We start from the raw sequence: 25552 nt of genomic DNA on the forward strand, positions 1-25552 counted from the left end.
CATGGGAATCGAACGGTTCATAGGCATCGACCTCGCCTGGGCGCGGAGCGGAGCCCGCACCCGGCCAAATGAAACAGGCGTGGCCGCCATCGACGCGCACGGCGTCGTGATCGAATGCGGCTGGACCCGCGGCCTCGACGAGACGATGTCATGGCTGGCCAGGACAGCCGTCGACGGATCGACCCTGGCATTCGTCGACGCACCTCTGGTCGTCGACAACCCGGCCGGCCAGCGGCTCTGCGAGCGGGAGGTCGGACGACGGTACGGCCGTTGGAAGGTGAGCGCGAACAGCACCAACCAGAGCTCTCCCCGACAGGCCGGAGTGCTGCTGCTTGAACGGCTGGAGGAGTCGGGCTGGTCCTACGACGACGGCAGGGGCGGGCCGCCGACCGGGGGTCTGGTCTTCTCCGAGTGCTATCCGTACACGACCCTGGTCGGAGCCGCCGAGCTGGGCTACGACCGGGAACGCCCCACGTACAAGCGCCGACCGGCACGAGTTCCGACTGCACAGTGGCGGGCGGTACGGGCGGCGGAGTGCGACAGGCTGATCGGGCACATGACGGGCCTGGCCACCGCCGATCCGCCCCTCCTGCTCTCATCCCACCCGGTCTCCCGTCAACTGCTCTCCGAGCCCTCACCTCAGAAGACGGCTGACTACAAGCACCGGGAGGACCTCATCGACGCGCTGCTCTGCGCGTGGACGGCGGCACTGTGGTACCGGCACGGACTGGCGCGCTGCCAAGTGCTCGGAGCGGACAGTTCACTGCCCCCGGGCCAGGCTCCCACCATCATCGCGCCTGCCCGCCTTGAGCAGCGGCGTGACGGTGAGACGAGGTCGACCGGGGGAAAACAGCCGCTCGACGGTCCGTCGCCGGTGGCGTCACGGCACTGATCGCTTCTTTCCCCGTCACGTGTCGAGTGTGAACAGGCGACTGACCAACTCCGGATAGGTGAGGCCTACTTCGGCGAGAATCTTCCTGAGAGCTTCCGGTGGGCCCTTCTGCAGCGGGGCCGAGCCGATGCGGCCGGGTACCGCGGAAAGGTCGCCGCCGCTGAACCGTGATTCCGGTGTGGCAGGGGGGCGTACCTGGTAGGTGAACCAGACGCGTGCCGGGGGATTCAGCAGGACCAGGTAGGGGTCCGCCCACGCCATGAAAGCCCAGCGGTTCTTGCTGCGGGCTCGCACGAGCACGCCGTCGGCGTGGTGCCGCCCGAGTCGTTCGGCGGCCTTGGCCACGACCGGAAGCGGATTGCCGAAGGAGCCCGCGATCTCCCAGAGCCCGTCCTCGCACACGACCGACCAGCCGGCCGCCGTGAGCCCCTCGATCGCCTCCGCGTAGGGGTCGTCCGCCTGCGCCAGAGCGATGAGTCTGTCCACCTCGCTCCAGGGCGCGACGCAGGCGAGCGCCCGCTCCGGCGGGATCATCAGGTCCTCCGCCTCGGCGGGCTCGGCACGCGCGATCATCGCCTTGCCGCCGTGCCAGGCGCGGGCGGCGAGTACGTCGTGCTCGCCGCCGCCGGTGAAGGTGGCGTCCTGGACGAGCAGTGTCATCACCACGGCCGCCACCGCGTCCAGCCGTCGCAGGGTCTCGGGCGGAGCATCGTGGTCCGCGTCGCCCGACAGGTCTTCGGAACGGAGTGCTTCGAGGAGGCGGCTGAGTCCGTCGCGCCAGCTCTGGTCCTGCTCGTCCCAGACTCCGGCGGCCAGGAGCTGGACGTACAGGTTGGCCACGAGCAGCCGGACCGGAACCGGTGCCGCGGCCGAACCGTCAGGGCTCGTGAGCGCCTTGACCCAGCGCTGGGCCCAGGCGCGGCAACGGGCACGCTGCTCCGGCGCGACGTACGGGGCGAGAGGCTCGCTCGTGGTGGGGAGGTCCACCTCCTCCGTCTCGTCCTCGTGCTCCTCGTCATCCTCCTCCCGCACGCCAAGGGTGACCGCCGACACGATCCACCGCGACGAGGGTGCCTGCGGCAGTTCGAGCGGCGAGGTCCCGAACGCCAGATCCGTCAACGGCGCCCCGATCATCCGGCGGCAGTCGGCGAGGTAGGCGTCCCAGCGGTCGACGCCGCTCGATGTCACCGAGCCCGTTGTCGTGTTTCCCGCCGGGCTCACCCGGGGAGCGGACGTTCCGGCGATGAGCTCGCGCAGGCGCAGCAAATCGGCTTCGAAACGGCGTGCGGCACGCTCGTCGGCGAACAGGGTCTGCGCCGTGTAGTCGTATCTCAGCCGGGGACCGCTGTCGGCGCTGTGGCGCCGTGCGCAGTGCACGGGGCTGTACACGAAGACGACGGCGGATTCGGCTGTGGTGCCGTCAGGACGGGCGCACGTGGCGCGAACCGCCGCACCAGGAACCTCGGGCAGCGGGAAGGAGCAGGCCGCCGCCCCCGCTGGAATGGTTCCGGTCCGTGTCCAGGAACCCGGTGAACCGTCCGGAGACGTGCTGATCACCACGGGCAGGGGCTGGGGGTGCGCCAGAGAGACGTGCAGGCCTTCACTGTCCGTCTTCGCGCCCAGCAGGACGAGCGTGTGACCGGTGGACTGGAAGGGCCGGATGGTGCGGCCCGTCAGGCTCGCGAGTGAGGTGATGCGCCCCTGCTCTGGAAGCAGCGGCGCGGTGTCGGCGGCGAGTACGGCGAGCTCGCAGTTGCCGCCGTCCCGGGTGCTGGTGCACAGCGCGGCGCGGGTGAGATTCGGGCTCCCGGTGAGAGCGTATCGGCGGCCGCCGGCCTGCCACTCGACGAATTTGCCGTGCCGCATCCGAGTCTCCTCGAGGAAGCGGATATGCGCGTCGAAGCCGCCGAGTGCCCTCTTGATCGCTCCGGCGTCGTAGCTCGACCAGCGAGGCTGGAGCCCGAGGATGGTGCGGCGGGGTGTCAGACGGCCGAGCAGCCCGCTGAGGGCACCACCGGCCTCGTCGACGAACGGGGCGTACGCGTGCAGTTCGTCGGCAGGACCGAGCGGCAGTTGGTCCAGCAGACTCTCCTGGAGGTTGTGCAGAAGCCGAGCACCGGTTTCCGGACCGGCCGGGGCGTTGACATGCCGCTCGGTCAGAAGGGCAGCCAGTTCCGCCAGATGACTCGCCGACCAAGGGGCCAGTTCCACGGCGGAGGGCAGTGCCTCCAGCCAGTCGGCGAGGTCGGCCAGGAGCGCGTGGGAGTCGTCGTCCTCGGTTTCCAACACCGTCCACAGTTCGTCGTTGGCACCCCAGCCGGACAGCGTCGGGTTACCCGAACCCACTGCGAGCCGGCAGGCGTGTTCTCCGATCAGAAGGACGACCTTGGGGTGGAACGCACGCCGGCAGGAGGCCAGACCGTGCAGATAACTGCGGCCGGCCATGCGCACATCGACCGGGTCGTACAGCCCTTGGGCCGCATCACCGATCACTGCGGTGCGGGCACCCAGGCCACGGGCGACGGGTATGGCGACCTTCTCCAGGAAGGGGAGATCGACTGTGAAACCGAGGAAGAGCGCTTCGTGCAGCGCCTGCTGATCGCTGCGTTCGCTCCACTCTCTCAGCAGCGTGACGGGGGATGCGAACCGGGTGTGCTGTGCCGCGCTCATGGGTTTGTCTCCAGGATCCGCCGTCCCTCCGCGGTGACGGTGTGGCAGTTGTCGCGGACGGCGAAAAGCCCCAGCTGCGCTGCCAGGGAGCCCAGTTGGGGGATGCGCGTGCCGATGTCGGAGTCTCCTTCGTCACCGGTCTTGAAGTAACGCTCGTTGCGAAGGTGCAGACGGGAGAAGATCTTCAGCCCGCCGGTCGCGGGGTCGATGCGCAGCTTCGCGAGGGCGACTCTGCGGGACTGGGCGAGCATGTCGTCCACCAGTCGGGCGGCCAGGTCGCGTACCGGCCGGTCGGCGTAGTCGTCGATGAGGCCGTCGACCCACGTCGGGTCGAGGAACTCGGCCCAGCGCCGCTGACGGCCCAGGAAGACGGCCCGTACGTCGTCTGGCAGATGACCCTCTCGGGAGCGCAGCGCACCCACCATCAGGAGCAGCACATTGGTCATCGGGGCATCGGCACCCTGCGTCAGGAGTTGCCGTTCGACCGGCAGCAACTGACCTGCCGCGTTCTTGAGCGGAGGCAGGTCGTCCAGGACCCGCCGCACATTCGCATCCGGGGCCTGTTGCGCCAGCCAGTCACGTAGTTCCTCAGCCGACCGATCGGCCTCGCCGTCCTTGGAGCCGACACCGGCCACCAGTGCCGCCCACAGCCGACGCCAGGCGCCGACGGAGTAGTGGCGCAGCAGCACTCCCCGCCAACCGGCCGTCTCGGGAATCGCCGCCAGAACGGGATCCGTTGTCGCCTCGCCACCGAAGGCCACCGCGGAGCGCAGCGTCTCCTGATACCCGTCGCCCTCATGACCGTGGAGATCGATCGCCCGGCCGAGGATACGGAGGGTCGCACGCCGAGTGCGGTCTGACGCCTCCCAGTCCCCCTGCGCGTGGGTTCCTCCGCCGTGAGTTGCGGTCAGCACGTCCGTTAGCCATTCCCGCTCGGCCGGACACGGGACACCAAGAGCCGCCTGCCTCGCTGTCTCCAGGTCGGCGAAGGACACGACGTCCCGCTCCGCGAGAGACAGCAGAGGGGCGAAGAGCCCCGTGACCGAGGGAGGGCACGGGTGCCGGCCGGGTCTGAGCACTCCGTCCCGGACGTCCACGGTGCCGAGCACCGTGGCGGGTCCGCCGTACTGGTCCCAAAAGCCCCAGAGGCGGGGCGAGTACGACTGGCTCAGGTGCTCCTCGTCGGCGGCTCGCGCAAGTTCCAGTTCCTCTGTGCAGAAACGCCGCACCCGATCGACCCCGTGGGCAAGCCACGCCGGATTTGTCTCCGTGTGGTGCTGGAGCGCCGCCAGCAGGACCTCGCTGCGGCGGACAGCCCGGCGGCACGCGGTGATGTCCCACGCGTTCCGTTCCGCGTGCGCCGCGATCGCCGCATACAGCGAGTGGTAACGGATGTAGCGGGTCACCGTGGACACTCCAGGAACCAACCGGTCCACCGCCCGCATCACCGGGCCCTCCACCGCCAGGGGATAGCGCCCGGATCGCACGCCCAATCCCTCGAGTGCCCATGCCGGCCCACGGACATCGGCTGTCACTTGCCACCCCTTGTTGGTTGCCGGAGCGTTTCATCGGCAGGAGACACCTGACCCTGCCTCAGAATAGATGCTGATTTCGGACGAGGGGCCAGTACCGTTGACTGGATTCGGGAAGTTGCCGGGACGCGCCCGATCTCGACTCAAGGCCGTCCGCGACTTGGCTTTCGGTAACGCCCGAGTTGAGTTCGGTGCTGACGTCGGCGATCGATTCACGAACTCCATGGGGCAGCGACGACAGACAGCGCATTAACGGGCTCCGCCATGTCGTCTAAATCCAGGGCGGTTGCAAGTTCCCGGTTCCCAGATGCCCTGCGGGAGCGCTGTGGGGCAGGGCGACTCTGAGGCTGCTACGCGGCCGTCGGCGGTCCGCGATCTTTCGCAGCGTGCGATTCCCGCGTGCTCAATGGGTCTCGTCGGCCCGCACCACGAGCCGCCGGTCCCGGCCAGATCATTGCAGGTGGGCGCCGTGCCTACGTTGTGAGATCGTCAGTTCACCGGGAGACAGAGCCCGTAGCTGCATACACGAGGTTCATGCCGTTCTTGTCGGACGTCAGCCGTACGCTGTTGCTGGAAAACAAGGGGGAGACGATGACTGACCATCGCAAGGCAGCGGTTCCGGTGTGGACGCTGGCGACCGATGACGTCCGGGTGCCAGCTTTGGCCGGAGACGGGCTGATGACGGCTGAGCGCCTGGCTGAACTGCGCGGCGTGCTGGCTGCCCTGGCCGACGCGCCGATCGCCACACTTGAGGTGCATCCGCTGCCCGACAAGCTCGACCGCAGCCGAGGTATCCCGCTCGATGCCGCGAGTCCCCTGGCGCAGCACCTGTCACAGTTCATCACGCAATCGACGCGAAGTTCCCTTACGGCGGCCAGGGCGACCGCTGCAGGCGAAAACCTGTATCGCATGGTGGTTCCGGCGAAGGTTGCCGCCCAGTTCGGCCAGGGCATCGTTCGCCCGATGGCGTCGAAGGCGGCGGCCGGCGGCATCCACAGTGCACTCATGAACTCGACGGGCATCGCCGCCAATGCGACGTTTGTGCCAGTCGGTAAAGCGGCGGCAGCAGGCGCGGTCGGCGGAGCCGGTGCGACAGCTGGCGTCGCGGCCGCTGGCAGCGCGGCGCTCACCGTGGCCGCGCCGCTCGTGCTCATGGCCGTAGCGGTGGGCGTGAGCGCGCATGCCGACTACAAGCGCCAGCAGGCTATCGAGCACATCACAGAACTGCTGGAGCAGCTGCACGAACAGAAGCTCGAACAGGAGCACAGCGAACTCGACGGCTGCCGCGATGCCATCGACAAAGCCACCGCCATTCTGCTCGACCAGGGCAAGCTCGGAGCCTCCCTGGGACTGGACTCGGCAGTGCACGCCATCAACACGGCGCTGGGCGCCGCTGACCGCCGCCTTGCCCGGTGGCGGAGCGCACTCGACAAGCTGCCCGAGGGCAAGTCCGTCGAGATCAGCACGCTGGCCAAGTCATTCCCCGGCGTCGACGAGCATGGCGGCATGTTCCGCGCCCACCTCGAACTCGCTGCCCTGGCCATTGCGCTGAAGCGGCGGGTCGTCGTCCTGCAGGCTGTCGAGCATGCCCAGGACCACCCTGACAACTTGTTCGAGAACTTCACCCGCGAGCTCAAGCGCGACCAGCAGCGCCTCGACGAACTGGAGTCGAGCATTGCCGGTGTCCTGGAACGCTTGTCGGCGCTGGAGCTGGCAGGTCCGCAAGGTCTGCGCCCCGTCTTCACGACCGGTGAAGTCGATCGCCTGATGCGCGCGGCAAACCGGATTCACAGGCTGGGCGACGGCGTCATGGTCGACAGCCGCACGACCGACGTGGCGATTGAGATCGCCCGCAACAAGGACGGCTCGGTGGTCGTGTTTCCTGCGTTGTCCGCGTAGGCGTAGGCGCGCTCGCACTCACGTGGTGCGGGGTTGCCCGAAACTTCGAACGCGATGGTGGCCCCTACGGCCACGCAGTCGACGTAACTGAGGGTGATGCCGGCCTTTCGCGACCGGCCTAGCTTGGTCCAAGGCGCAATCGGGCATGGGACGCTCCAGCTCATGCTGCCTGCGCGAGCTGTGAGACGCAAAGAGTGCCTGCATGGAAGCTGCGCGGACGGGCCACCTCAGGGGCACGGTGCATCCCATCAAAACAATTGCGTGTGCATATTCTCGGGGGATGATCTTGCGACTCGCGGGAACCTCAACATCAATAAGCCCTGTTGCGGCTGGTCGAAGGATCTCGTGAACGACCCACTTGACTTGCTTTACACGGGTGCTGGCCTCTTCGGTCAGCACCCGCAGTGCTTTCCGGCCGTTTCTCCAGCTCCCCTCCAGGTCCGCCCCGGCGTATGCCGCCCGGCCCGGAATCGGACGCCGCGAGCAGTGACTGTCAGAGGCGCCTCTTACTGTGCGTACATGAAAGACAACACAAAGCAGCCTGTGGTGGCCCGGCGCGCGGCCCGCTCCGAGGACACGCAGAACGCAGCCCCTTCCGAGGGGCCGGAAGGCGATGCGAAGCCGAAGAGTATCGCGCTGTACCACGACATGCGGGTCGAAGAGGACTTCGCCAAGTGCGCCACCCGCATCTTCTCGATCCTCAAGAAGGCCGCTGCGACGAACCCCGGAGCCCCGCGCTACCTGTACCTCGACATTCAGGGACACCGCAACGCCGCCGGCGGTTACGACGCCGACGCCTTCGAGATCATCCAGGACTTCCTGATGGGATTCCTCGGCCCGTATCTCACGGAGATCAGCACACCGCTCTACCAGGCACGGAACACGAACGCGCAACGCGAGGACATCCCTGACGTCCTGAACATCCGGGACCCCGACCGTGAGCACGCCTTCGACCATCGTGAGCTGCGCGTACGCAACCGGGACAGCCATCCTGACGAGCGCCGGTCCAGGCCGCCGGTCCGGGCCATCGCTGAGTACCTCGGTCTCGATGATCCGATATGTCTGATCTGTTGGCAGGCCCCAGTGGAAAGGGCCCACGTGGTCCCGGAGTCGCTCGGCGGTTCCAACGATGTGCGTAACTTCGCTCTTCTCTGTCCGCGCCACCACCGCGAGGCGCCCGATGTCGTGGACGCCGAGGCGTTCTGGTCCTGGGTTGACTACGCCTGTGAACGCGACGGCCATATGAAGTGGCAGGGCGTGGAGCCGGAAATGGTGGCCCAGGCGGAGAGCGTCGGCATCCACATCGACACCCGTGGGCCGGTGCGGAAGAGTCTGCAGCACTTCGACCGGGTCCGTGACGAACTCGTGCGCCACTACGGCTGGTGCCCGGAGGACTTCGCCGGCGGCTCCCACTGGGGAGCGCTGATGGAAGAGTTCCACACGGTGGTGGACGCGGCGACCAGTACTCACTTCAACGTTGCCAAGAAGGCGTCCACCGAGGCGTGGGCCTTCGAAGTCGCCCGCAGGCGACTGAGGGACGGGGCTCCGAAAGGGGATACCGACGATGATCGGCCGGCGCTGTCCGGCACCCCGTCGGTCGAACTGGCGGAACGGGCGATACGCAAGGTATCGGGCAGCGGCGGTGCGCAGAGCTTGGTCGATGCCGCGCGGCGAGCCGACAGCGCGGTCGAGGCTGTGGCGCTCGTCCACAACCTCATGGGTTCGGCGGGGGTTTCCAGCGCCGAGGAGGTGCTGCGAGGCCTCAAGGAGGAGGCGGCGGACCGCACCGCGCAGTTCGAACGGCTGAACGCCGAGTTGATGGGGCATGCGGTCTGCCGGCACTGCGGCCACGCCATAGCTCGGATCGGGGACGCCGACTGGCGTCATGCCGCTGCGGCGCCCATGTCCCGCGGCTGCCGAGCCGCGAGTTTCGACCGGGACGGCACCTGGGATGACTCCCTCGACCGAGCGTGGAAGGCGAGCCCGCCGAAGACGCATCGCTGAGCCACCAGCGGCTCGCTCCTCCACCCCTGCGCCCCTCCCGTCACGATCCGGTCTCGGACGCGGGAGGGGGGCTTGTTTTTGGCCATGGAATCGATTCCAATCATCCGTGTAATCGATTCCACGGCGTCGAGCCACCGGTCCACCACGGTCGGCGCCAGAGTTTCGAGGTGTACGGAAACCACAAGGAGGTGGTCCGGACATGGCGGGCATCAAGGATGTCGCGGCCGAGGCGGGTGTGTCCGTCGCCACGGTGTCGCGCGTGCTGAACAGCCATCCGTCCGTCAGCGAAGAGGCGCGCACCCGCGTCCTCGCCGCCGTCGAGGCCCTCGGCTACCGGCCCAACGCGGTGGCCCGCTCGCTGCGCACCGCGCAGACCCGCACCCTCGGCCTGGTCATCAGTGATGTGCTCAACCCGTACTTCACCGAGCTGGCCCGCTTCGTCGAGGAGGAGGCCCGCGCGCTCGGCTACAGCGTCATCATCGGCAACGCCGACGAGCGGCCCGAACTCCAGGACCACCACATCCGCACGCTCATCGACCGCAGGATCGACGGGCTCCTCGTCTCGCCCGCCGACGGGGGCTCCCCACTGATGCGGGACGTCGCCCTGAGCGGCACCCCGATGGTCTTCGTCGACCGCTGGATCCCCGGCATCGACGTCCCCGTCGTCCGGGCCGACGGTACGGGCGCGGTCGGGGAGCTCGTCGCGCATCTGCACGGCCTCGGTCACCGCCGACTCGCCATCATCGCCGGGCCCGCCGCCACCACCACCGGCAACGAGCGCGTCGAGGCCTTCCGGGACGCTATGCGCGAGCTCGGGCTGGCCCTGCCCGACGCCTACATCGGGCAGGGCGACTTCCAGGCAGCCAGCGGCCGCCGGGCCACCGAGCGCTTCCTCGCCCTGGCCGAGCCGCCCGAGGTCGTGTTCGCCGCGGACAACCTGATGGCCCTCGGCGCACTGGACGCGATCCGGGCCCGAGGACTGCGGGTCCCCGACGACATCGCGCTCGCGGCCTTCGACGACATCCCGTGGTTCGTCCACACGGACCCACCGATCACCGCCATCGCCCAGCCGACCGCCGACCTGGCGCGAGCCGCCGTGCGCGCGCTGGCCGACCGCATCGAAGGACGGACCCCGCAGTCCGTCACCCTGCCCGCCCGCCTCGTCGTACGCCGCTCGTGCGGCGGGGCCGCACCGAACCAGAGGAGCGACCGGTGACCGCACCGGAAAAGCCACGGGTGACCGCACCGGACGAGTTGCTGCGCATCGAGGGTCTGCGCAAGACCTTCCCCGGCGTGGTGGCGCTCGACAACGTCGACTTCGACCTCCGCAGAGGCGAAGTACATGTCCTGCTCGGCGAGAACGGCGCGGGCAAGAGCACCCTCATCAAGATGCTCTCCGGCGCCTACCGCCCCGACCGCGGCCGCATCCTGGCCGAAGGGCGTGAGGTGCGCATCGAGGGTGCGCAGGACGCCGAGCGGCTCGGGATCGCCACCATCTACCAGGAGTTCAACCTCGTCCCCGACCTGACGGTGGCGGAGAACATCTATCTCGGCCGCCAGCCGCGCCGGTACGGACTCGTCGACCACCGCCGGATGCGCCAGGACGCGGCAGAGCTGTTGCGCCGGGTCGGCGTCGACGTGCGCCCCGACGCCAAGGTGCGTGAACTGGGCATCGCCCGGCTCCAGATGGTGGAGATCGCCAAGGCGCTCAGCCTGGAGGCCCGTGTCCTGATCATGGACGAGCCGACCGCCGTGCTCACCTCCGAGGAGGTCGACAAGCTCTTCGCGATCGTCCGCCAACTGCGCGAGGACGGCGTCGGGATCGTCTTCATCACCCACCACCTGGAGGAGATCGCCGCTCTCGGTGACCGCGTCACCGTCCTCCGCGACGGCCGCAGCATCGGCCAGGTCCCGGCGTCGACCCCCGAGGACGAACTCGTCCAGCTCATGGTCGGGCGCAGTATCGAGCAGCAGTACCCGCGCGAACGTCCCGACACCGGCGACGCGTTGCTGTCCGTGCGAGGGCTGACCCGTAACGGCGTCTTCCACGACATCAGCTTCGACGTGCACGCCGGTGAGGTCGTCGGCCTCGCCGGACTCGTCGGCGCGGGGCGTACGGAGGTGGCGCGCGCCGTCTTCGGGGCCGACCCGTACGACGCGGGCACCGTCGACGTACGCGGCGCACGCCTCGCCCGGCACGACGTCCCCGCCGCGATGGGCGCCGGGATAGGCCTCGTACCGGAGGACCGCAAGGGCCAGGGGCTCGTGCTCGACGCCTCCGTGCAGGAGAACCTGGGCCTGGTCACCCTGCGTTCCGCGACCCGCTTCGGGCTCGTGGACCTCAAGGGCCAGCGCACGGCCGCCGACCGCATCGCCCGGCAGCTCGGCGTCCGCATGTCCGGCCTCGGCCAGCACGTGCGTACCCTCTCCGGCGGCAACCAGCAGAAGGTCGTCATCGGCAAATGGCTGCTGGCCGACACCCGGGTGCTCATCCTCGACGAACCCACCCGGGGCATCGACGTCGGGGCCAAGGTCGAGATCTACCAGCTCATCAACGAGCTGACCGCCTCCGGCCACGCCGTCCTGATGATCTCCAGCGATCTGCCGGAGGTCCTCGGCATGAGCGACCGGGTCCTCGTCATGGCCCAGGGCCGGATCGCCGGGGAACTCCCCGCCGACCGGGCCACCCAGGACGCGGTGATGGCGCTCGCGGTCGGCACACCGGCCATCACCCCGGGCCCCGCGCCCACCGACGTACCGACGCCCACCGAACACCCCGCACCGAAGAAGGAAGAGGAGGGCCCCCGTGGCCACTGAGACAGCCAAGAGTGACGCGGGAACGGGCGGCGGTGTCTCCGTGATACGCCGCGTCCTGCTCGACAACGGCGCGCTCAGCGCCCTGGTCGTCCTGGTGGTGGCGATGTCGCTGCTCTCCGGCGACTTCCTGACCACCCAGAACCTGCTGAACGTCGGCGTCCAGGCGGCCGTCACCGCCATCCTCGCGTTCGGCGTCACCTTCGTCATCGTCTCGGCGGGCATCGACCTGTCCGTCGGTTCGGTGGCGGCCCTGTCCGCGACGGTCCTCGCCTGGTCCGCCACGTCGGCCGGCGTGCCGGTCGTCCTGGCCGTCGTGCTCGCGATCGCCACGGGCATCGCCTGCGGCTTCGTGAACGGCGCCCTCGTCTCGTACGGCAAACTCCCGCCGTTCATCGCCACGTTGGCCATGCTCTCGATCGCCCGCGGCCTCTCCCTCGTCATCTCGCAGGGCAGCCCGATCGCCTTCCCCGACTCCGTCTCGGTGCTCGGCGACACGCTCGGCGGGTGGCTCCCCGTGCCGGTCCTCGTGATGATCGCGATGGGCCTGGTCACCGCACTGATCCTCGGCCGCACCTTCATCGGCCGCTCGATGTACGCGATCGGCGGCAACGAGGAGGCGGCCCGGCTCTCCGGGCTCCGCGTCAAGCGCCAGAAGATCGTCATCTACGCGCTGTCCGGCCTCTTCGCCGCCGTCGCGGGCATCGTCCTGGCCTCGCGCCTCGTCTCCGCCCAGCCGCAGGCCGCCCAAGGGTACGAACTCGACGCCATCGCCGCCGTCGTCATCGGCGGGGCGAGCCTGGCCGGGGGCGTCGGCAAGGCGTCCGGCACCCTGATCGGCGCGCTCATCCTCGCCGTCCTCCGCAACGGCCTCAACCTCCTCTCCGTGTCGGCGTTCTGGCAGCAGGTCGTCATCGGCGTCGTCATCGCGCTCGCCGTCCTGCTGGACACGCTGCGCCGCAAGGCCGGTTCGGGAGCGGCCTCCGCCGCGGGCAGCGCCCCCGGCGCACCCGGGGCCGGGCGCAAGGGTGTACTCAAGCTGGCCGGTGCCGCACTCTGCGTCGCCCTCGTCGTCGGCGCGGTCTCCTTCTTCAACTCCGGCTCGTCCGGCGGCACGACGAAGGTCGGCATGTCCCTCTCCACCCTCAACAACCCCTTCTTCGTGCAGATGAAGGAAGGCGCACAGGCCGAGGCGGAGAAGGCGGGCATCGACCTCACCGTCACCGACGCCCAGAACGATGCCTCCCAACAGGCCAACCAGCTCCAGAACTTCACCAGTTCCGGCGTCTCCTCGATCATCGTCAACCCGGTGGACTCGGACGCCGTCGGACCGGGCGTCCGCAGCGCCAACAAGGCGGACATCCCCGTGATCGCCGCCGACCGGGGCGTCAACAAGGCGGAGACCGCGACGCTCGTCGCCTCGGACAACGTGGCGGGCGGCAAGCTCGCCGCCGACGCACTGGCCGACAGGCTCGGCGGCAAGGGCAGCATCGTCATCCTCCAGGGCACGGCGGGCACCTCCGCCAGCCGTGAGCGCGGGGCCGGCTTCGCCGAGGGACTCAAGGCGTACCCCGACATCAAGGTGGTCGCCAAACAGCCCGCGGACTTCGACCGCACCAAGGGGCTGGACGTCATGACCAACCTCATCCAGTCGCACCCCGGCGTCACCGGCGTCTTCGCCGAGAACGACGAGATGGCGCTCGGCGCGGCCAAGGCACTCGGCGGCAAGGCGGGGAAGTCCGTCTCGGTCGTCGGCTTCGACGGGACCCCGGACGGACTGAAGGCGGTCGAGGCCGGCACGCTCTACGCGTCGGTGGCCCAACAGCCCGCGGAACTGGGCAAGATCGCGGTGCGGAACGCCGTGAAGGCCGCGAAGGACGAGAAGGTGGAGAGCACGGTGAAGGTGCCGGTCAAGGTCGTCACCCGGGCGAACGTCGCCGACTTCTCCTGACCGCCACCCGGCTCGTGAACCGGCCCGATTGGCCCAGGTTTGTGAACCGGCCTGTCGAACCCGGCCCATGCACCGTCCTGTTGATCCCGGACCGATGAAAGCAGGAAGCACGCACATGCACGACAACGCCCCCGACGACCGGTACGACCTGCTGGTCGTCGGGTCGGCCAACGCCGACCTGGTGATCGGCGTCGAGCGCCGCCCCGCGCCCGGCGAGACGGTCCTCGGCTCCGACCTGGCCGTCCACCCCGGCGGCAAGGGCGCCAACCAGTCGCTGGCCGCCGCCCGTCTCGGCGCCAGGACGGCTCTGCTCGCCCGGGTCGGCGACGACGACCACGGACGCCTCCTGCTGGAGACCCAGCGCGCGGCGGGCGTGGACACGGACGGCGTCCTGGTGGGCGGGGCCCCCACCGGCGTCGCCCTGATCACCGTCGACCCCTCGGGCGACAACAGCATCGTGGTCTCCCCGGGCGCCAACGGCCGCCTCACGCCCGAGGACGTCCGGGCGGCGGCCCCGCTGCTGGCCGCCGCCCGGGTGATCTCCGTACAGCTGGAGATCCCGCTCGACACGGTGGCCGAGACGGTACGCGGCCGGGGGCCGGACGCCCGCCTCGTCCTCAACCCGTCCCCGCCCGCCCCGCTTCCCGAGGAGGTGCTCGCCGCCTGCGATCCGCTGGTGGTCAACGAGCACGAGGCGCGGTACATCCTCGGTGACGGCGCGGGGGAGGCCCCGCACGACTGGGCGCCGGCGCTGCTCGCGCTGGGCCCGCGCTCGGTCGTGATCACCCTCGGCGCGGCCGGGGCCCTGGTGGCGGACAGCCGTACGGAATCCCTGGACCACCTGGTCAGCCCGAAGGTCGAGGCCCTCGACACGACCGGCGCCGGGGACGCGTTCACGGCTGCCCTGGCCTGGCGTCTGGGCCGTGGCGACGAACTGCGGGAGGCGGCGGCCTTCGCGGTCCGGGTGGGCGCGGCGGCGGTCACGGCGCGGGGGGCGCAGGAGTCGTTCCCTACGCTGGAGGAGGTCGACGCGCTGTGAAGAAGTCGGGCATCCTCAACCGCCACCTGGCGGGCGCGCTCGCCGAACTCGGCCACGGCGACGGCGTCCTGGTCTGCGACGCCGGCATGCCGATCCCACCCGGCCCCCGCGTGATCGACCTGGCCTTCCGCGCCGGGACCCCGTCGTTCGCCGAGGTGCTGGACGGCCTGCTCGACGAGCTGGTCGTGGAGGGAGCGACGGCCGCCCAGGAGATCCGTGAAGCCAACCCGGAGGCCGCGGCGCTTCTGGACGGTCACTTCCCCTGGCTGGAACTGGTCCCGCACGACGGCCTCAAGGCGCTCACATCGGCGGCCCGCCTGGTCGTACGGACGGGGGAAGCCCGGCCCTACGCGAACGTGCTGCTGAGATGCGGGGTCTTCTTCTGAGCGCGTGCGCTCCTTCCCGACCGGTCGCGACGACGGTACGGGACCTCGGTCCGGCGGGACGGGCGTGCCTGGGGCCGCACGTTCCGCCGGGCTGAACGTCCCGTTCGTCGAGTGGTCACCCCCACCGAGAGGTGACCTGATCTGCGCGAGGTGAAGTGCGCGACGGAGAGGAGGAGTTCGGGCCGCGAGGATATTCCTGGCGCATCCTGCCGGGGCGAGCTAGGCTCCCCGCGATGACTCACTCCATGAACAGATTGGGGGACCCGTCCGCGCAAGGTGAGTGCTGATGCTCACTTCGACCGCGAACCGGGATACCCACCCGTCCCTCCCGTCCTTCTGGCCGCGCGTACGCGAGTTCGCCGTGCCGGCCCCGATGATCGAGACCGCGACCGCCCGCCGTGAGGCCGGGGACTGGGCAGGAGCGTGCGCCGCCGCAGGCGTCGACATCGATTTCCGCCTCCGGTCCGTGGCGCGCGGCCACGGCCGGGAACTCGCCGCCCGCATCCGGGCGGACCTGCGCCGGCTGGCTCCTGACCTGCTGCGCTGGCACATGCCGAGAATCGCCCCGCACGGGCTGCTGCGCCCGGGGCTGACGATCGCCCTGGCCCGCTACGACCCACCGGAGCGCGACGGGCCGGGCCCTCTGCACCTGGTCGTCCGGACCCCGCCCGCCTGGGCGGACGCGGGGCAGCGGATCAGCCTCGCGCTGTGGGACGGTTCCCCTGCCGAGCCCACCGCCCGCCGTCATCCTCACCCGCGTCCGAACCGGCGCTTCCGCTTCGATCTGCACCGCCACCTGTGGGACGCGCGCAGGACCGATGAGCTACGGATCCGCTCCGGCCCCGCCGCCCGGCCCGCCGGCCGGGAAACCGAGGCCGCCGCCCGGGACCTGTGGGGCTCCGTCCCGCCGGACCTCCCCTGCGCCGTCGACCGCTGGGCGGCGGAAGCGGCGATTCTGCTCCGCGCCGAGGGGCAGGGGTCATGCGGCACGGTGAGCGTGCGGCTGGGCGGCCGGCACCGGCTTCTCCTGGAACTGGACGCCGGCGCGGACGGTCGGGGGACGCCTGTCGCGCGGGTCGCGGCGGCGGTCCCGGGCGCGTCGGCGTCACCGGTGCTCCCGGACGCGGCCACCTGGATACTGCCCGACCTCGACCTGCTCCGCACCGGGGCGATCGAGGCCGGTCAGCTGCACCCGCTGGTCGCGCGGGCCCTCGTGCCGGATCTCCCGCCGCCCGCTCCGGCGTCGGCCCCATCACGTACCGGCGACCGGGCGGGAGCGTCACGCCTCGTGGCGTGCCGGGGAGCGCAGCACCGGATCGGCCTGGTCGAAGGGGCGCTCGCTCCGCTGGACCACGATCCGGCCGAGGTCCGCCGTGAAGAACTGCTGGTCGCCCTGACCGGCACGCCGCTGCCCTGCCTCCAGGCCATCGACGAGGCGCACCGACGTCCGGACTGCCTCACCGGTGTCCGCGAACGCCTCGACCACGGGGACATCGCCGGTGCGCTGGCCGTCGTCGAAGGGCTGCTCGGGCCTGGGGCGGTGCTGCGCGACGGTCCTCTGCGGGACGAACTGGAGGCTGCCGCGCAACGGCGGATCACCTACGGGCTGTTCCGGGCCGACCTGCTCGGTCCCGGGCCCATCCGCCACCGCTCCGACCCCCGCCGTCCCGTCGACCCCCGTCCTCGGCGAGCCCGGCGCCCGCGCCACACAGCCGTCCGCTGACCCCGGGGTTGCCGGGTCTGTCGGTCCCCGCACCGTGACCGCCCCCCGCCCGCTCCCGTACTCACCCATGCTCATTCGCCCTTCGCACACCCTCAGGTGATCACCCATGCTGATGAACACTCCGTCCGCCGTGCCCCCGGATGCCGCTCCCGTCTCCCAACTCGCCGTCGCCGACACGCTGATGAGTCTGCTCCGCGACACCACCACCGAGCCGCGTCCCGACATCCAGCTGGAGGCGCTGACCCTGGCGGTCTCCGCCGACCTGCCCGTGCTGCTCTGGGGCGAGCCGGGGATCGGCAAGACCGCGGCCCTCACCCAGCTCGCCGCCTCCCTGGACCTGCCGCTCACCACGGTCATCGCCAGCGTGCACGAGCCGTCCGACTTCTCCGGGCTGCCCATCGTCGGCGACGACCCCGCCGAACAGGGGGTGCCGATGGCCCCGCCGGACTGGGCCGTCCGCCTCGTGCGCGCGGGACGCGGGCTGTTGTTTCTCGACGAGCTCTCCACCGCACCGCCCGCCGTGCAGGCCGCGCTCCTCCGTCTCGTACTGGAGCGGCGGATCGGAGCACTGCGGCTCCCGCCCGGCGTACGGATCGTGGCCGCCGCCAATCCGCGCTCCTCGGCGGCCGACGGCTGGGAGCTGAGCCCGCCGCTCGCCAACCGTTTCGTCCACCTCCAGTGGACCCACGACCACGAGGTGGTCGTACGGGGGCTCGCCGGCACCTGGCCCCGTGCGACGCTGCCCCGCCTCGACCCCGGAAAGCTGCCCGAGGCCGTGGACTTCGCCCGGCGCGCGGTGTGCGGGCTCCTCTCCGCCCGCCCCACGCTCGTGCACCGGCTGCCCACCACGGAGACACGCCGGGGCGGGCCGTGGCCGTCGCCGCGCAGCTGGGACATGACGCTGAACCTGATCGCGTTCGCGACCGCCGCCGGATCCTCCCGGGACGTGCTGTCCTTGCTGGTCCGGGGAACGGTGGGGGACGGCCCGGGGCTGGAGCTGCTGGCGAGCCTGGACCGGATGGACCTTCCGGACCCCGAGGAGCTCCTCGCCGACCCGGCGCGAGCCGTCCTGCCCGAGCGCGGCGATCTCCGCCAGGCCGCGCTGGACGGGGTTGTCGCGGCGGTCCGTACCCGCCCGGACAGAACCCGTTGGGACGCGGCGTGGGCGCTGCTCGTCCGGGCGCTGGAGTCCGGAGCCCCGGATCTGGTGGTCGTCCCGGCGACCACCCTCGCAGCGTTGCGCCAGGAGGACTGGGACGTACCGGCCTCCATCGAACAGCTCGCAGGCGTCGTGTCGCTGTCCGGGCGAGCGGACCGCGCGGCGGCGCGGGTCACGGCGAAGGCGAAGGCGGCGGCGGGCCGATGACGACGACGGACACGTCGAGCGCGCTCGACCTGGACAAACTGTTCGCCGCCCGCCTGCAGGCGGCCCGGGTCCGTCCCTACCTGGCGACCGCGCTGTTCGCCCTGCACACCGTGGAGTCACGGCAGGTCCCGACCATGGCGGTCGACCGGCACTGGCGGTGCTACGTCTCGCCGACCTTCGTGGCCCGTACCCCCGTCGAGGAGCTGGCCGGGGTCTGGGTCCACGAGGTGTCGCACCTGCTGCGCGACCACCACGGCCGCAGCGACCGGGTCGCCCGGCAGCGCGGCCTGACCGGACCGGGGGAGCGACTGCGGATGAACATCGCCGCCGACTGCGAGATCAACGACGACGTGTACGGCGACGGCCTGGCCCGGCCGAAGGGCATCGTCTACCCGTCGACGCTGCACCTGCCACCCGGCGAGCTGATGGAGGACTACCTGTACCAGTTCCGCCTCGGCACGCGCACCCAGAACCTCGCCTGGCTGGACTGCGGAAGCGGCGCCGACGGGCTGGAGCGGGAATGGGATCTGGGGCCCGACGGCGCGCACGGGCTCAGCGCGCACGAACAGGACGCGGTCCGCTTCCGGGTGGCGCAGGGCATCACCGGCCGGCCGGGAAACGCGTCGAAGGGGTGGAAGCGGTGGGCGGAGGAGGCGTTCCATCCTCCGCAGCCCTGGCGGGATCTGCTGGGCGCCGCCGTCCGTTCGGCCGCCTCGGGGCTCGGCGCGGGGGAGGACTACACCTACGGCCGCCCGTCGCGACGAGCCACCGGACTGCCCGGTGTCGTCCTGCCCAGCCTGCGGCGCAGACCACCCCGGGTCTCCGTCGTCATCGACACCTCCGGCTCGGTCAGCGACGCCGAACTGGGCAGCGCCCTCCTGGAGGTCGCCGCCATCGCGCGTGCGGTGGGCGGCCGCCGCGACCTGGTCACCGTCCTCGCGTGCGACGCGGCGACCCGGGTCGTGCACCCGCTGTGCCAGGCCGAGGGCATCCCGCTGGTGGGAGGTGGCGGCACGGACCTGCGTACGGGATTCGCCAAGGCGCTGCGGGCCCACCCCCGGCCCGACGCCATCGTGGTCCTGACCGACGGGCAGACACCCTGGCCTGCCTCGCGACCGGCATGCCGGACGGTCATCGGCCTGTTCCCGAGGGACCACAGACACCGTTCCTGGGACGAGGACAACCCCGACCACGTTCCTCGCCGACCGCCGGCGTGGGCGCGTGTGGTGGAGATCGGGTAGCGGGCGACGCCGCTCCCCGGCGGAGCCCGTCGAGGCGTGGGCGCGTTCGTGCCGCGCCCATGGCTCGCTCCGATCCCACGGCTCGCTCCGATCCCGCCTGCGGCTGGGCCTTACTCACCGAACCGCGGGACGGCGGCAGTGGTCTTCCATCACGATGGAGGACGGGTAACCGATGGAGTGGCTGTCATCGGTCGTCGACGTGGAAGGAGCACCTGTGGAACCGATTTCGGAGGGACTGCTGATGGCGCTGGCCGGCGGGGCGGCGGGAAGCGCCGGCCAGCAGGTCTGGCATTCGCTGCGCGGCCTGGTCGTACGGAGGGACGCGACAGCGGGGGGTGAACCGTCGCGGAGTTCGATCGAGGGCGAGCTGACGCTGCTCGAACAGCGCCCGCACGATACCGAGCGGGCGCGTTCTCTGGCAGAGGCCCTCAGGGAGCGGGCCGAGCAGGATCCTACCTTCGCCGCCGCTCTCGCAGGCCTGCGGGAACAGGGCGAACGCGCGCACCGGACACCGGGGGCCGCGAGGTTCGAGATCAGTGGAGGGACCCAGCACTCCGTCGTCCAGGCTCAGAACATGCACGGTGACATCACCTTCAACTGAGAGCGGAGACACGGCGTCGCGTCATCCGGCCGGCGACGGGCCCCGCTTCGAGGTCTCGGGCGGGCGTCAGCGGAACGTGATCCAGATCGCCCATGTCGACCGGCTCGAACTGGCGGCGGTGACGGGTGGCCCGTCCGAGGGACACCGCCGACCCGGGGCGGACGCCTGGTTCGGCTGGGTCGCCGGGCTCGCGGGAGCCGCGTTCGCCGTGATCCTGCTCCTCGCCCGGCCGGACCTGCCGCTCCCGCGAGGGCTCGATCCCGGCCCCGTGGCAGCGGGTTGGCTGCTCCTGACAGGCGTCGTCGTTCTGTCCGCGGGCCGATGGGTCCTCCTCCGCGCTCGTGACCGCCGTATGCGCCGGTGGTTGTCGGACCCCCATCTGGCGCGTGCTGTCGAGGATCTCACCGAGGACCTGTCACTCCGCTACGGCGGGGACGAGCGCTGGGAGCTGATCCGCAACCCGGAGCCCATCGAGGTCCCGTGGCGGGAGGAGGAGCAGGGAGGCGGCTCCGGCACGCCCGGCAGCGGCTCGGTCGCCGCGTACTTCCGTGCGACGCCCGCCCGTCGTCTGGTGATCACGGGTGGCCCTGGTGCGGGGAAGTCGGTGTTGGCCCTGCGCCTGGCGACCGAACTGCTCCAGGAGCGGCAGACCCGTGAGGGGCGGGAAGGACCCGTACCGGTCATCGTTCCCCTCGCGTCCTGGGACCCCCGGGAGGGCCTGTACCCGTGGATCGCGCGGCACGTGGCGGCCGAGCACGCCCGCGCCTGCACTCCCGTGACGGGTGCCCCACCGGTGGCGGTCGCCCTGGTCCTCCTGCGGACGAGGCGGGTCCTGCCCATCCTGGACGGCTTCGACGAGATCCCCGCGGATGTGCGCAAGCGCGCCATGCGCCGGCTCAGGGAAGGCACGAAGGGCGGCTTCCCGTTCGTGCTCACGAGCCGCCGGGACGAATACCACGAACATGTTCCTGAACAGAACGTGTTCTCGCGCACGGAGATCACCCTGTGCCCCCTGGCGGACAGCGCCGTGGCCGCGTATCTGAATCCCGGCGGACGGCCGGGGTCGCGCTGGACCGAGGTGCTCTCCCGGTTGGAGGGGGCCGCCGACGGTACTCCGGAGGACCGTTTGCTCAGCGTGCTCCAGGTGCCGCTGATGGCGAACCTGGCCCGCGAGGCGTTCAGCGAGGAGGGCGCGGACCCTCGCGAACTCCTCGCACCGGGTGCCTTCGCCGACACCACCGCCATCGAACGTCGCCTCTACGACGCCTATCTCGATGCCATCTACAGCCCGTCCCACGAGGAACGAACGGGCTGGGATCCACAGACCGCACGCGGCTGGGCGGGCTTTCTGGCCGCACGGATGAAAGCCGACAGCCTGGAGTACCTCGCGTGGTGGCGTCTCGACGAGCACGTGCCCCGGCACGTCCGCGTCCTCGCTCTCGTTCCGGCCTTCACGCTGAGTGTCGCGCTCATGGTGCGACTCGATCTGGGGTCGTGGGGCTGGCCGGGCAGCATCGGCCTCTCGCTGTGGCAGGCGTACGCGATCGTGTGCGCGCTCGCCCTTCTTCACACGGCGCTCTCGGCGGCGGACGAGGAGCACCGTCCGCCCCAGCAGATCGTCCGCCCCACCGGTACGCGCCTGCGCGGGGCGGTGAGGGGGTGGCGCGGCACGACCCTGGCGGTCTTCACCGCGGCCTGTCTCACGGCGGGTTGGTCGACCGCGGTCTCCACACGCTCCGGACTGTGGCTGTGGGCCATGACGGCGATCAGCTGGGTGACGGTGCGATGGTGCGGCCGACGACTGTTCCTCGCCGCCGACGACCCGTTCCTGGCGCGCTCGCCGGGGGCACTGCTGCGGTCGGACCGGCGCTCCACGTTCGCCCTCGGCTGGCTCTTCACCGCCGGGCCACCGGCTCTGACCGTCCTGTGCGGCCTGCCTCTTCTCCTGCTGGGGTTCTGGTTCGCGGCCAGGGCCGTAGACGCTTCCGCCGGATCCAGCGCCGACGAGAGCGCGGTGGGGTTTCTTGTCGATGTGCTGACGGAGTCTCCGTTCATCGTCGTGATCGTCGCGTTGAACGGAGCCTGGTCCTACCGCGACCGGCTGGTCCCGCTCACGCTCGTGCTGCCGTTGATCATGCTGGCCCTGTATGCCGTCACCCCGGCGGCGCGGGGCGCCGTCACCACCGGCGACTGGGCCTTCACCGTGCTGGCAGCCCTGGTCTGCTGGCTGCTCCACGGGACGGCCGTCTCGGCGTGGGGCCGGTTCCAGGTGGCCCGTCTGTACCTTGCGGCTACGGGCAGCCTGCCCCTGGGACTCATGGCGTTCCTGAAGGACGCACACCAGCGCGGTGTGCTCCGTCAGTCCGGAGGCGCCTACAGCTTCCGCCACATCGAACTGCGGGACCGTCTGGCGCAAGCAGTGGCCGAGGAGACGCGGAGAGAGGTCCGACATCCGTTGCCGGGGCGACAGCTGATGTCCGGAGCGTTCGCCCTCGCGCTCATCGTGGGAGGCTACGCGGTGACGCTCCAGGGCGCCGCACAGGCTGCGCCCGGCTCCGGACCGGTACGCTCACTGCCCGCCGCGTGCCGTCTCCTCGACGCTGAGCACGTCGCCGAACTCACCGGCGGTGCGGACACCTCCCCGTCGACGCCGACGACGACGTACGTGCTGAGCCCGTGGGAGCCGGGCTGCGTCGTGACTGAGCAGCCGTCGTTCCCGCGAGCAGTACGCATCGAGGCCGGCACGCGGATATTCGAGCCCCTCTTCGACCAGAGCGCGGTGATCCTCGCGTCACGTCAGTTCGCGTCCTGGCGGAGTTCCTCCTTCCGGTTCGGGCTGGTCACGGACGGGGATCCGCGAAGCCTGGAAGGGCTCGGGGACGAGGCACGCCTGCACACGGGACGCCACTTGTTCGACGACGTCGGCCGGCAGATCCTCATGGCCGCTGTGGTGGAAGTGCGCAAGGACAACGCGGTACTCACCGTTCGCTACACGGAGGAGCACGCGGACCGGGAGCGAGTCGCCACGGTGGCACAAGCCCTCGCCCGCACCGCGCTGCGCAGGGCGGGGCTCGCTCCCGCACCCGCTGACGGCGGGACGCCCACGCCGCAGGCGTCACCGGCCGTGGGCGCGGGGGAAGCAGCCCCGGTGGCCGACCGGGGCGGCGACGAGGAGAAGCCCCCGGCCGCCTTCCCGTCGGCCGACGGATCGTCGAGCATGGGCGGTTCGTCGGAACAGCCCGAGCGGAAGGGAAGGCGAGCGGAGGGGGACGGCGGACCGGATGGTGCGGCTACTGGCCGGAGCCGACCACCGGGTAGTGGTCGGAGAGGTTCGTGTAGGTGTAGCTCTTGCCCCAGCTGGACACCGTCCAGGGTGCGCTCCGCTCCTTGATCACGTCGTTCTTCCAGCCCGACGGCTTGGCGTGGCCCGTGCGGTGCAGGACGTGGTCCAGGTCCTCGCGCGGGTCGTCGGGGTAGCGCTCGGACGCTATGGAGTTGTCGCGGGTGTCGAAGGAGTACGGGTGGCCCGTCCGGGCCTCCGGCGCGGTCAGGCCGGCGTCGGAGAGGAACGACGCGTACTCGGCCGAGTGCCCGTCGACGTTGAAGTCGCCCGCCACGACGACCTGTTCGGAGGCCGGGATGTTCTTCGCGTCGAGGAACGCGTCCATCTGCCGGAACTGCCGGCTGCGCATCTGTGCGGCCTCGCCCGCCGAGCAGCCCGGGTCGGTCGACTGGGCGTGGGTGCCGACGACGTGGACCCGGGCGCCGTTGACGTTCAGCACCGTGTAGGCGAAGCCCTTGTTCGAGAACCAGTCGCCGCCGCACGCGTCCTTGAAGACGAACTGCTCCTTGCGCACGATCGGCCACTTGCTCAGGATCGCGACGCCGCCGTCCTCCGGCGTCGCCGCCGCGTACGAGCCGCCTGTCGCGTCCCAGCCGCTCTTGCTCCGGCCGACCACCGGGGTCTGGTACGGGTACTGGGACGCGGAGTTCCGCAGCAGCGCGTCGGAGGCCCCGTTGTCGAAGGCCTCCTGGATCACCACGACGTCATTGCCCTGGAAGAACGACGTCTTCGGGATCTCGGCCGCTCGGTGGTCCTGACCCCAGTTGGGGTAGAGGGACTTGCTGAAGATGAACGCGTTGTACGAGAGCACCCGCAGGGACGGGGTCTCGGCAGCCGCCGCCTGCGGAGCGTTCACGGCGAGGGTGACGGTGGCGAGGGTGGCGGACAAGGCCACGCCGGTCAGGCGGCGGAACGCGGTGTTCGGCACGAGGTCTCCTGTGGTCGAGTGGGGGGCGTACCGGGCGACCCCCATCCAAGCAGCGGCAGTTACCCACGGGTAGACATCGGGTGGCACGAGTCTGTCCGGTCGGCTGCCATCCGGGTTCCCGGGCGGGGCGCCGCTTCGCCGCCGAGCACACCGATGCTCAGGCGAGTGCGCCGTACACGATGAGGTTGTCGACCGTATGACCCCGGGAGTCGAACTCCCCGTCGCAGGTGATGAGCCGCAGGGTGCTGCCCTTCGTCGCGCCGTAGACCTTCTCGGTGGGGAACGCCTTCTTGCTGACCGCTTCCTTGCCCGTGACCGTGAAACGCAGGGTCTTCCCCGCCCCGTCGCGGACCAGTACCTCGGCACCCTTGCGGATGTTCTTGAGGTCGTGGAAGACGGCCCGGCCGAAACGGGTGTCGTTGTGGCCGATCAGCACGGCGGGGCCCGGCGCCCCGGGCACGGACCCGCCGGTGTACCAGCCCACCGTCATGCCCTTGTCCGGCGGCGGGACCTCGACCGTGCCGTCCGTGTTGAGCCCCAGCTCCATGAGCGCGCTCCGTATGCCGATCGAGGGAATGGAGACCTCCGTGGGAGCCTGCCGGTCCGGCTCATCGGTCCCGGTGGATCCGCTCGCCCCGGACGCCGACCCGCCTTGCGCGGAAGAGGCGGAAGAGGTGGAAGAGGTGGAGGGCGCGGCGGACGTGGCGGCGGGGGAGGACGCCGAGGGCTCGGCGGACGAGCACGCGGCCAGGGCGGCGCAGGTCGCGAGGGCGGTCAACAGGGCGGCGGTCCGCCGGAGGCGGCGGGGTGTACGGGACGGCACAGAGGACTCCGGAATCGGTGCGGTGCGGGGAGGGCGGCGAGCAGGCGTGGCGCCGCCCCGGTGCGGGGCGGCGCCACGGTCAGCGGTGGTGAGCGGTGCGGGTCAGCCGTTGAGGCCGGCCGCCGAGCGGCGGCGCAGCACGATCGTGCCCACGCCCGCGAGCAGCACGGTCCCGGCCACCGAACCGGCCAGCACCGCGGTGCTGTTGTCGCCGCTGCCGACGGGACGTTCACCGGCGGCGACACCGCCGCGCGGGGTGACCACCGGGGCGGCCTCCTTCGTTGCGGGCGTGGGCGTGGGCGCGGGGCCCTCGCCCTGTCTCTTATACACATCTCTGAGC

Annotated in this window: 17 protein-coding genes and 1 pseudogene; 13 read left to right on the forward strand and 5 right to left on the reverse strand. The window is 70.8% G+C overall.

What is annotated here, in order from left to right; translation table 11 throughout:
* Window position 1 precedes the first annotated feature (1 nt).
* Window positions 2-892 carry a DUF429 domain-containing protein gene (locus CR470_RS08500; RefSeq protein WP_097866947.1) on the forward strand — a complete coding sequence of 297 codons (891 nt, stop codon included), beginning with the start codon at window positions 2-4 and terminating at the stop codon, window positions 890-892.
* A gap of 15 nt (window positions 893-907) precedes the next feature.
* Here CR470_RS08500 and CR470_RS08505 read toward each other — a convergent pair whose 3' ends face one another.
* The gene (locus CR470_RS08505; protein WP_097866948.1) at window positions 908-3562 is read right to left on the reverse strand and encodes a hypothetical protein; all 2655 of its coding nucleotides are present in this window, start codon (window positions 3560-3562) and stop codon (window positions 908-910) included.
* Window positions 3559-5049 carry a hypothetical protein gene (locus CR470_RS08510; RefSeq protein WP_097866949.1) on the reverse strand — a complete coding sequence of 497 codons (1491 nt, stop codon included), beginning with the start codon at window positions 5047-5049 and terminating at the stop codon, window positions 3559-3561. The genes CR470_RS08505 and CR470_RS08510 overlap by 4 nt, the downstream gene beginning before the upstream one ends.
* Before the next feature lie 636 nt (window positions 5050-5685).
* Between CR470_RS08510 and CR470_RS08515 the strand changes: the two genes are divergently transcribed.
* The 12 genes from CR470_RS08515 to CR470_RS08570 all read left to right on the forward strand — a co-directional run bounded on the left by CR470_RS08515 (window position 5686) and on the right by CR470_RS08570 (window position 23509).
* Window positions 5686-6993, forward strand: a complete 1308-nt coding sequence (locus CR470_RS08515; protein ID WP_097866964.1) for a hypothetical protein — start codon at window positions 5686-5688, stop codon at window positions 6991-6993.
* A 345-nt stretch (window positions 6994-7338) separates the two neighbouring features.
* The gene (locus CR470_RS39455) at window positions 7339-8997 is read left to right on the forward strand and encodes an HNH endonuclease (RefSeq protein ID WP_179892185.1); all 1659 of its coding nucleotides are present in this window, start codon (window positions 7339-7341) and stop codon (window positions 8995-8997) included.
* A 199-nt stretch (window positions 8998-9196) separates the two neighbouring features.
* The gene (locus CR470_RS08525) at window positions 9197-10213 is read left to right on the forward strand and encodes a LacI family DNA-binding transcriptional regulator (protein ID WP_097866950.1); all 1017 of its coding nucleotides are present in this window, start codon (window positions 9197-9199) and stop codon (window positions 10211-10213) included.
* Complete coding sequence (locus CR470_RS08530) at window positions 10210-11814, forward strand: sugar ABC transporter ATP-binding protein (protein ID WP_097866951.1); 1605 nt, start codon at window positions 10210-10212, stop codon at window positions 11812-11814. The genes CR470_RS08525 and CR470_RS08530 overlap by 4 nt, the downstream gene beginning before the upstream one ends.
* Window positions 11804-13762, forward strand: coding sequence for an ABC transporter permease/substrate-binding protein (locus CR470_RS08535; RefSeq protein ID WP_097866952.1), 1959 nt, complete (start codon window positions 11804-11806; stop codon window positions 13760-13762). The genes CR470_RS08530 and CR470_RS08535 overlap by 11 nt, the downstream gene beginning before the upstream one ends.
* A gap of 115 nt (window positions 13763-13877) precedes the next feature.
* On the forward strand, window positions 13878-14801 hold the full coding sequence (locus CR470_RS08540; RefSeq protein ID WP_097866953.1) for a ribokinase: 924 nt from the start codon (window positions 13878-13880) through the stop codon (window positions 14799-14801).
* A complete protein-coding gene (gene rbsD / locus CR470_RS08545) occupies window positions 14798-15187 on the forward strand; it encodes a D-ribose pyranase (protein ID WP_097866954.1) in 390 nt (129 codons plus the stop codon). The genes CR470_RS08540 and rbsD overlap by 4 nt, the downstream gene beginning before the upstream one ends.
* Window positions 15188-15473: 286 nt before the next feature.
* On the forward strand, window positions 15474-16910 hold the full coding sequence (locus CR470_RS08550; protein ID WP_097866955.1) for a hypothetical protein: 1437 nt from the start codon (window positions 15474-15476) through the stop codon (window positions 16908-16910).
* A gap of 106 nt (window positions 16911-17016) precedes the next feature.
* Window positions 17017-18276 carry an AAA family ATPase gene (locus CR470_RS08555; RefSeq protein WP_373561394.1) on the forward strand — a complete coding sequence of 420 codons (1260 nt, stop codon included), beginning with the start codon at window positions 17017-17019 and terminating at the stop codon, window positions 18274-18276.
* Window positions 18273-19517, forward strand: a complete 1245-nt coding sequence (locus tag CR470_RS08560; protein ID WP_097866956.1) for a vWA domain-containing protein — start codon at window positions 18273-18275, stop codon at window positions 19515-19517. The genes CR470_RS08555 and CR470_RS08560 overlap by 4 nt, the downstream gene beginning before the upstream one ends.
* A 214-nt stretch (window positions 19518-19731) precedes the next feature.
* Window positions 19732-20118 carry a hypothetical protein gene (locus tag CR470_RS08565; protein ID WP_097866957.1) on the forward strand — a complete coding sequence of 129 codons (387 nt, stop codon included), beginning with the start codon at window positions 19732-19734 and terminating at the stop codon, window positions 20116-20118.
* A 76-nt stretch (window positions 20119-20194) separates the two neighbouring features.
* The gene (locus CR470_RS08570; protein WP_097866958.1) at window positions 20195-23509 is read left to right on the forward strand and encodes an NACHT domain-containing protein; all 3315 of its coding nucleotides are present in this window, start codon (window positions 20195-20197) and stop codon (window positions 23507-23509) included.
* Here the strand turns inward: CR470_RS08570 and sph are convergent.
* From sph to CR470_RS39085, 3 genes and pseudogenes are all read right to left on the reverse strand, one after another.
* On the reverse strand, window positions 23409-24389 hold the full coding sequence (gene sph, locus CR470_RS08575; RefSeq protein ID WP_097866959.1) for a sphingomyelin phosphodiesterase: 981 nt from the start codon (window positions 24387-24389) through the stop codon (window positions 23409-23411). The two genes, CR470_RS08570 and sph, sit on opposite strands and share 101 nt — an antisense overlap.
* A gap of 157 nt (window positions 24390-24546) precedes the next feature.
* Entirely contained in the window at window positions 24547-25212 is a 666-nt protein-coding gene (locus CR470_RS08580; RefSeq protein WP_097866960.1) for a class F sortase, read from the reverse strand.
* Between the two features lie 102 nt (window positions 25213-25314).
* Window positions 25315-25552, reverse strand: a pseudogene (locus CR470_RS39085) (hypothetical protein); the annotation flags it as partial.

This window comes from Streptomyces sp. rh34, assembly GCF_002551245.1.
Classification (GTDB): domain Bacteria; phylum Actinomycetota; class Actinomycetes; order Streptomycetales; family Streptomycetaceae; genus Streptomyces.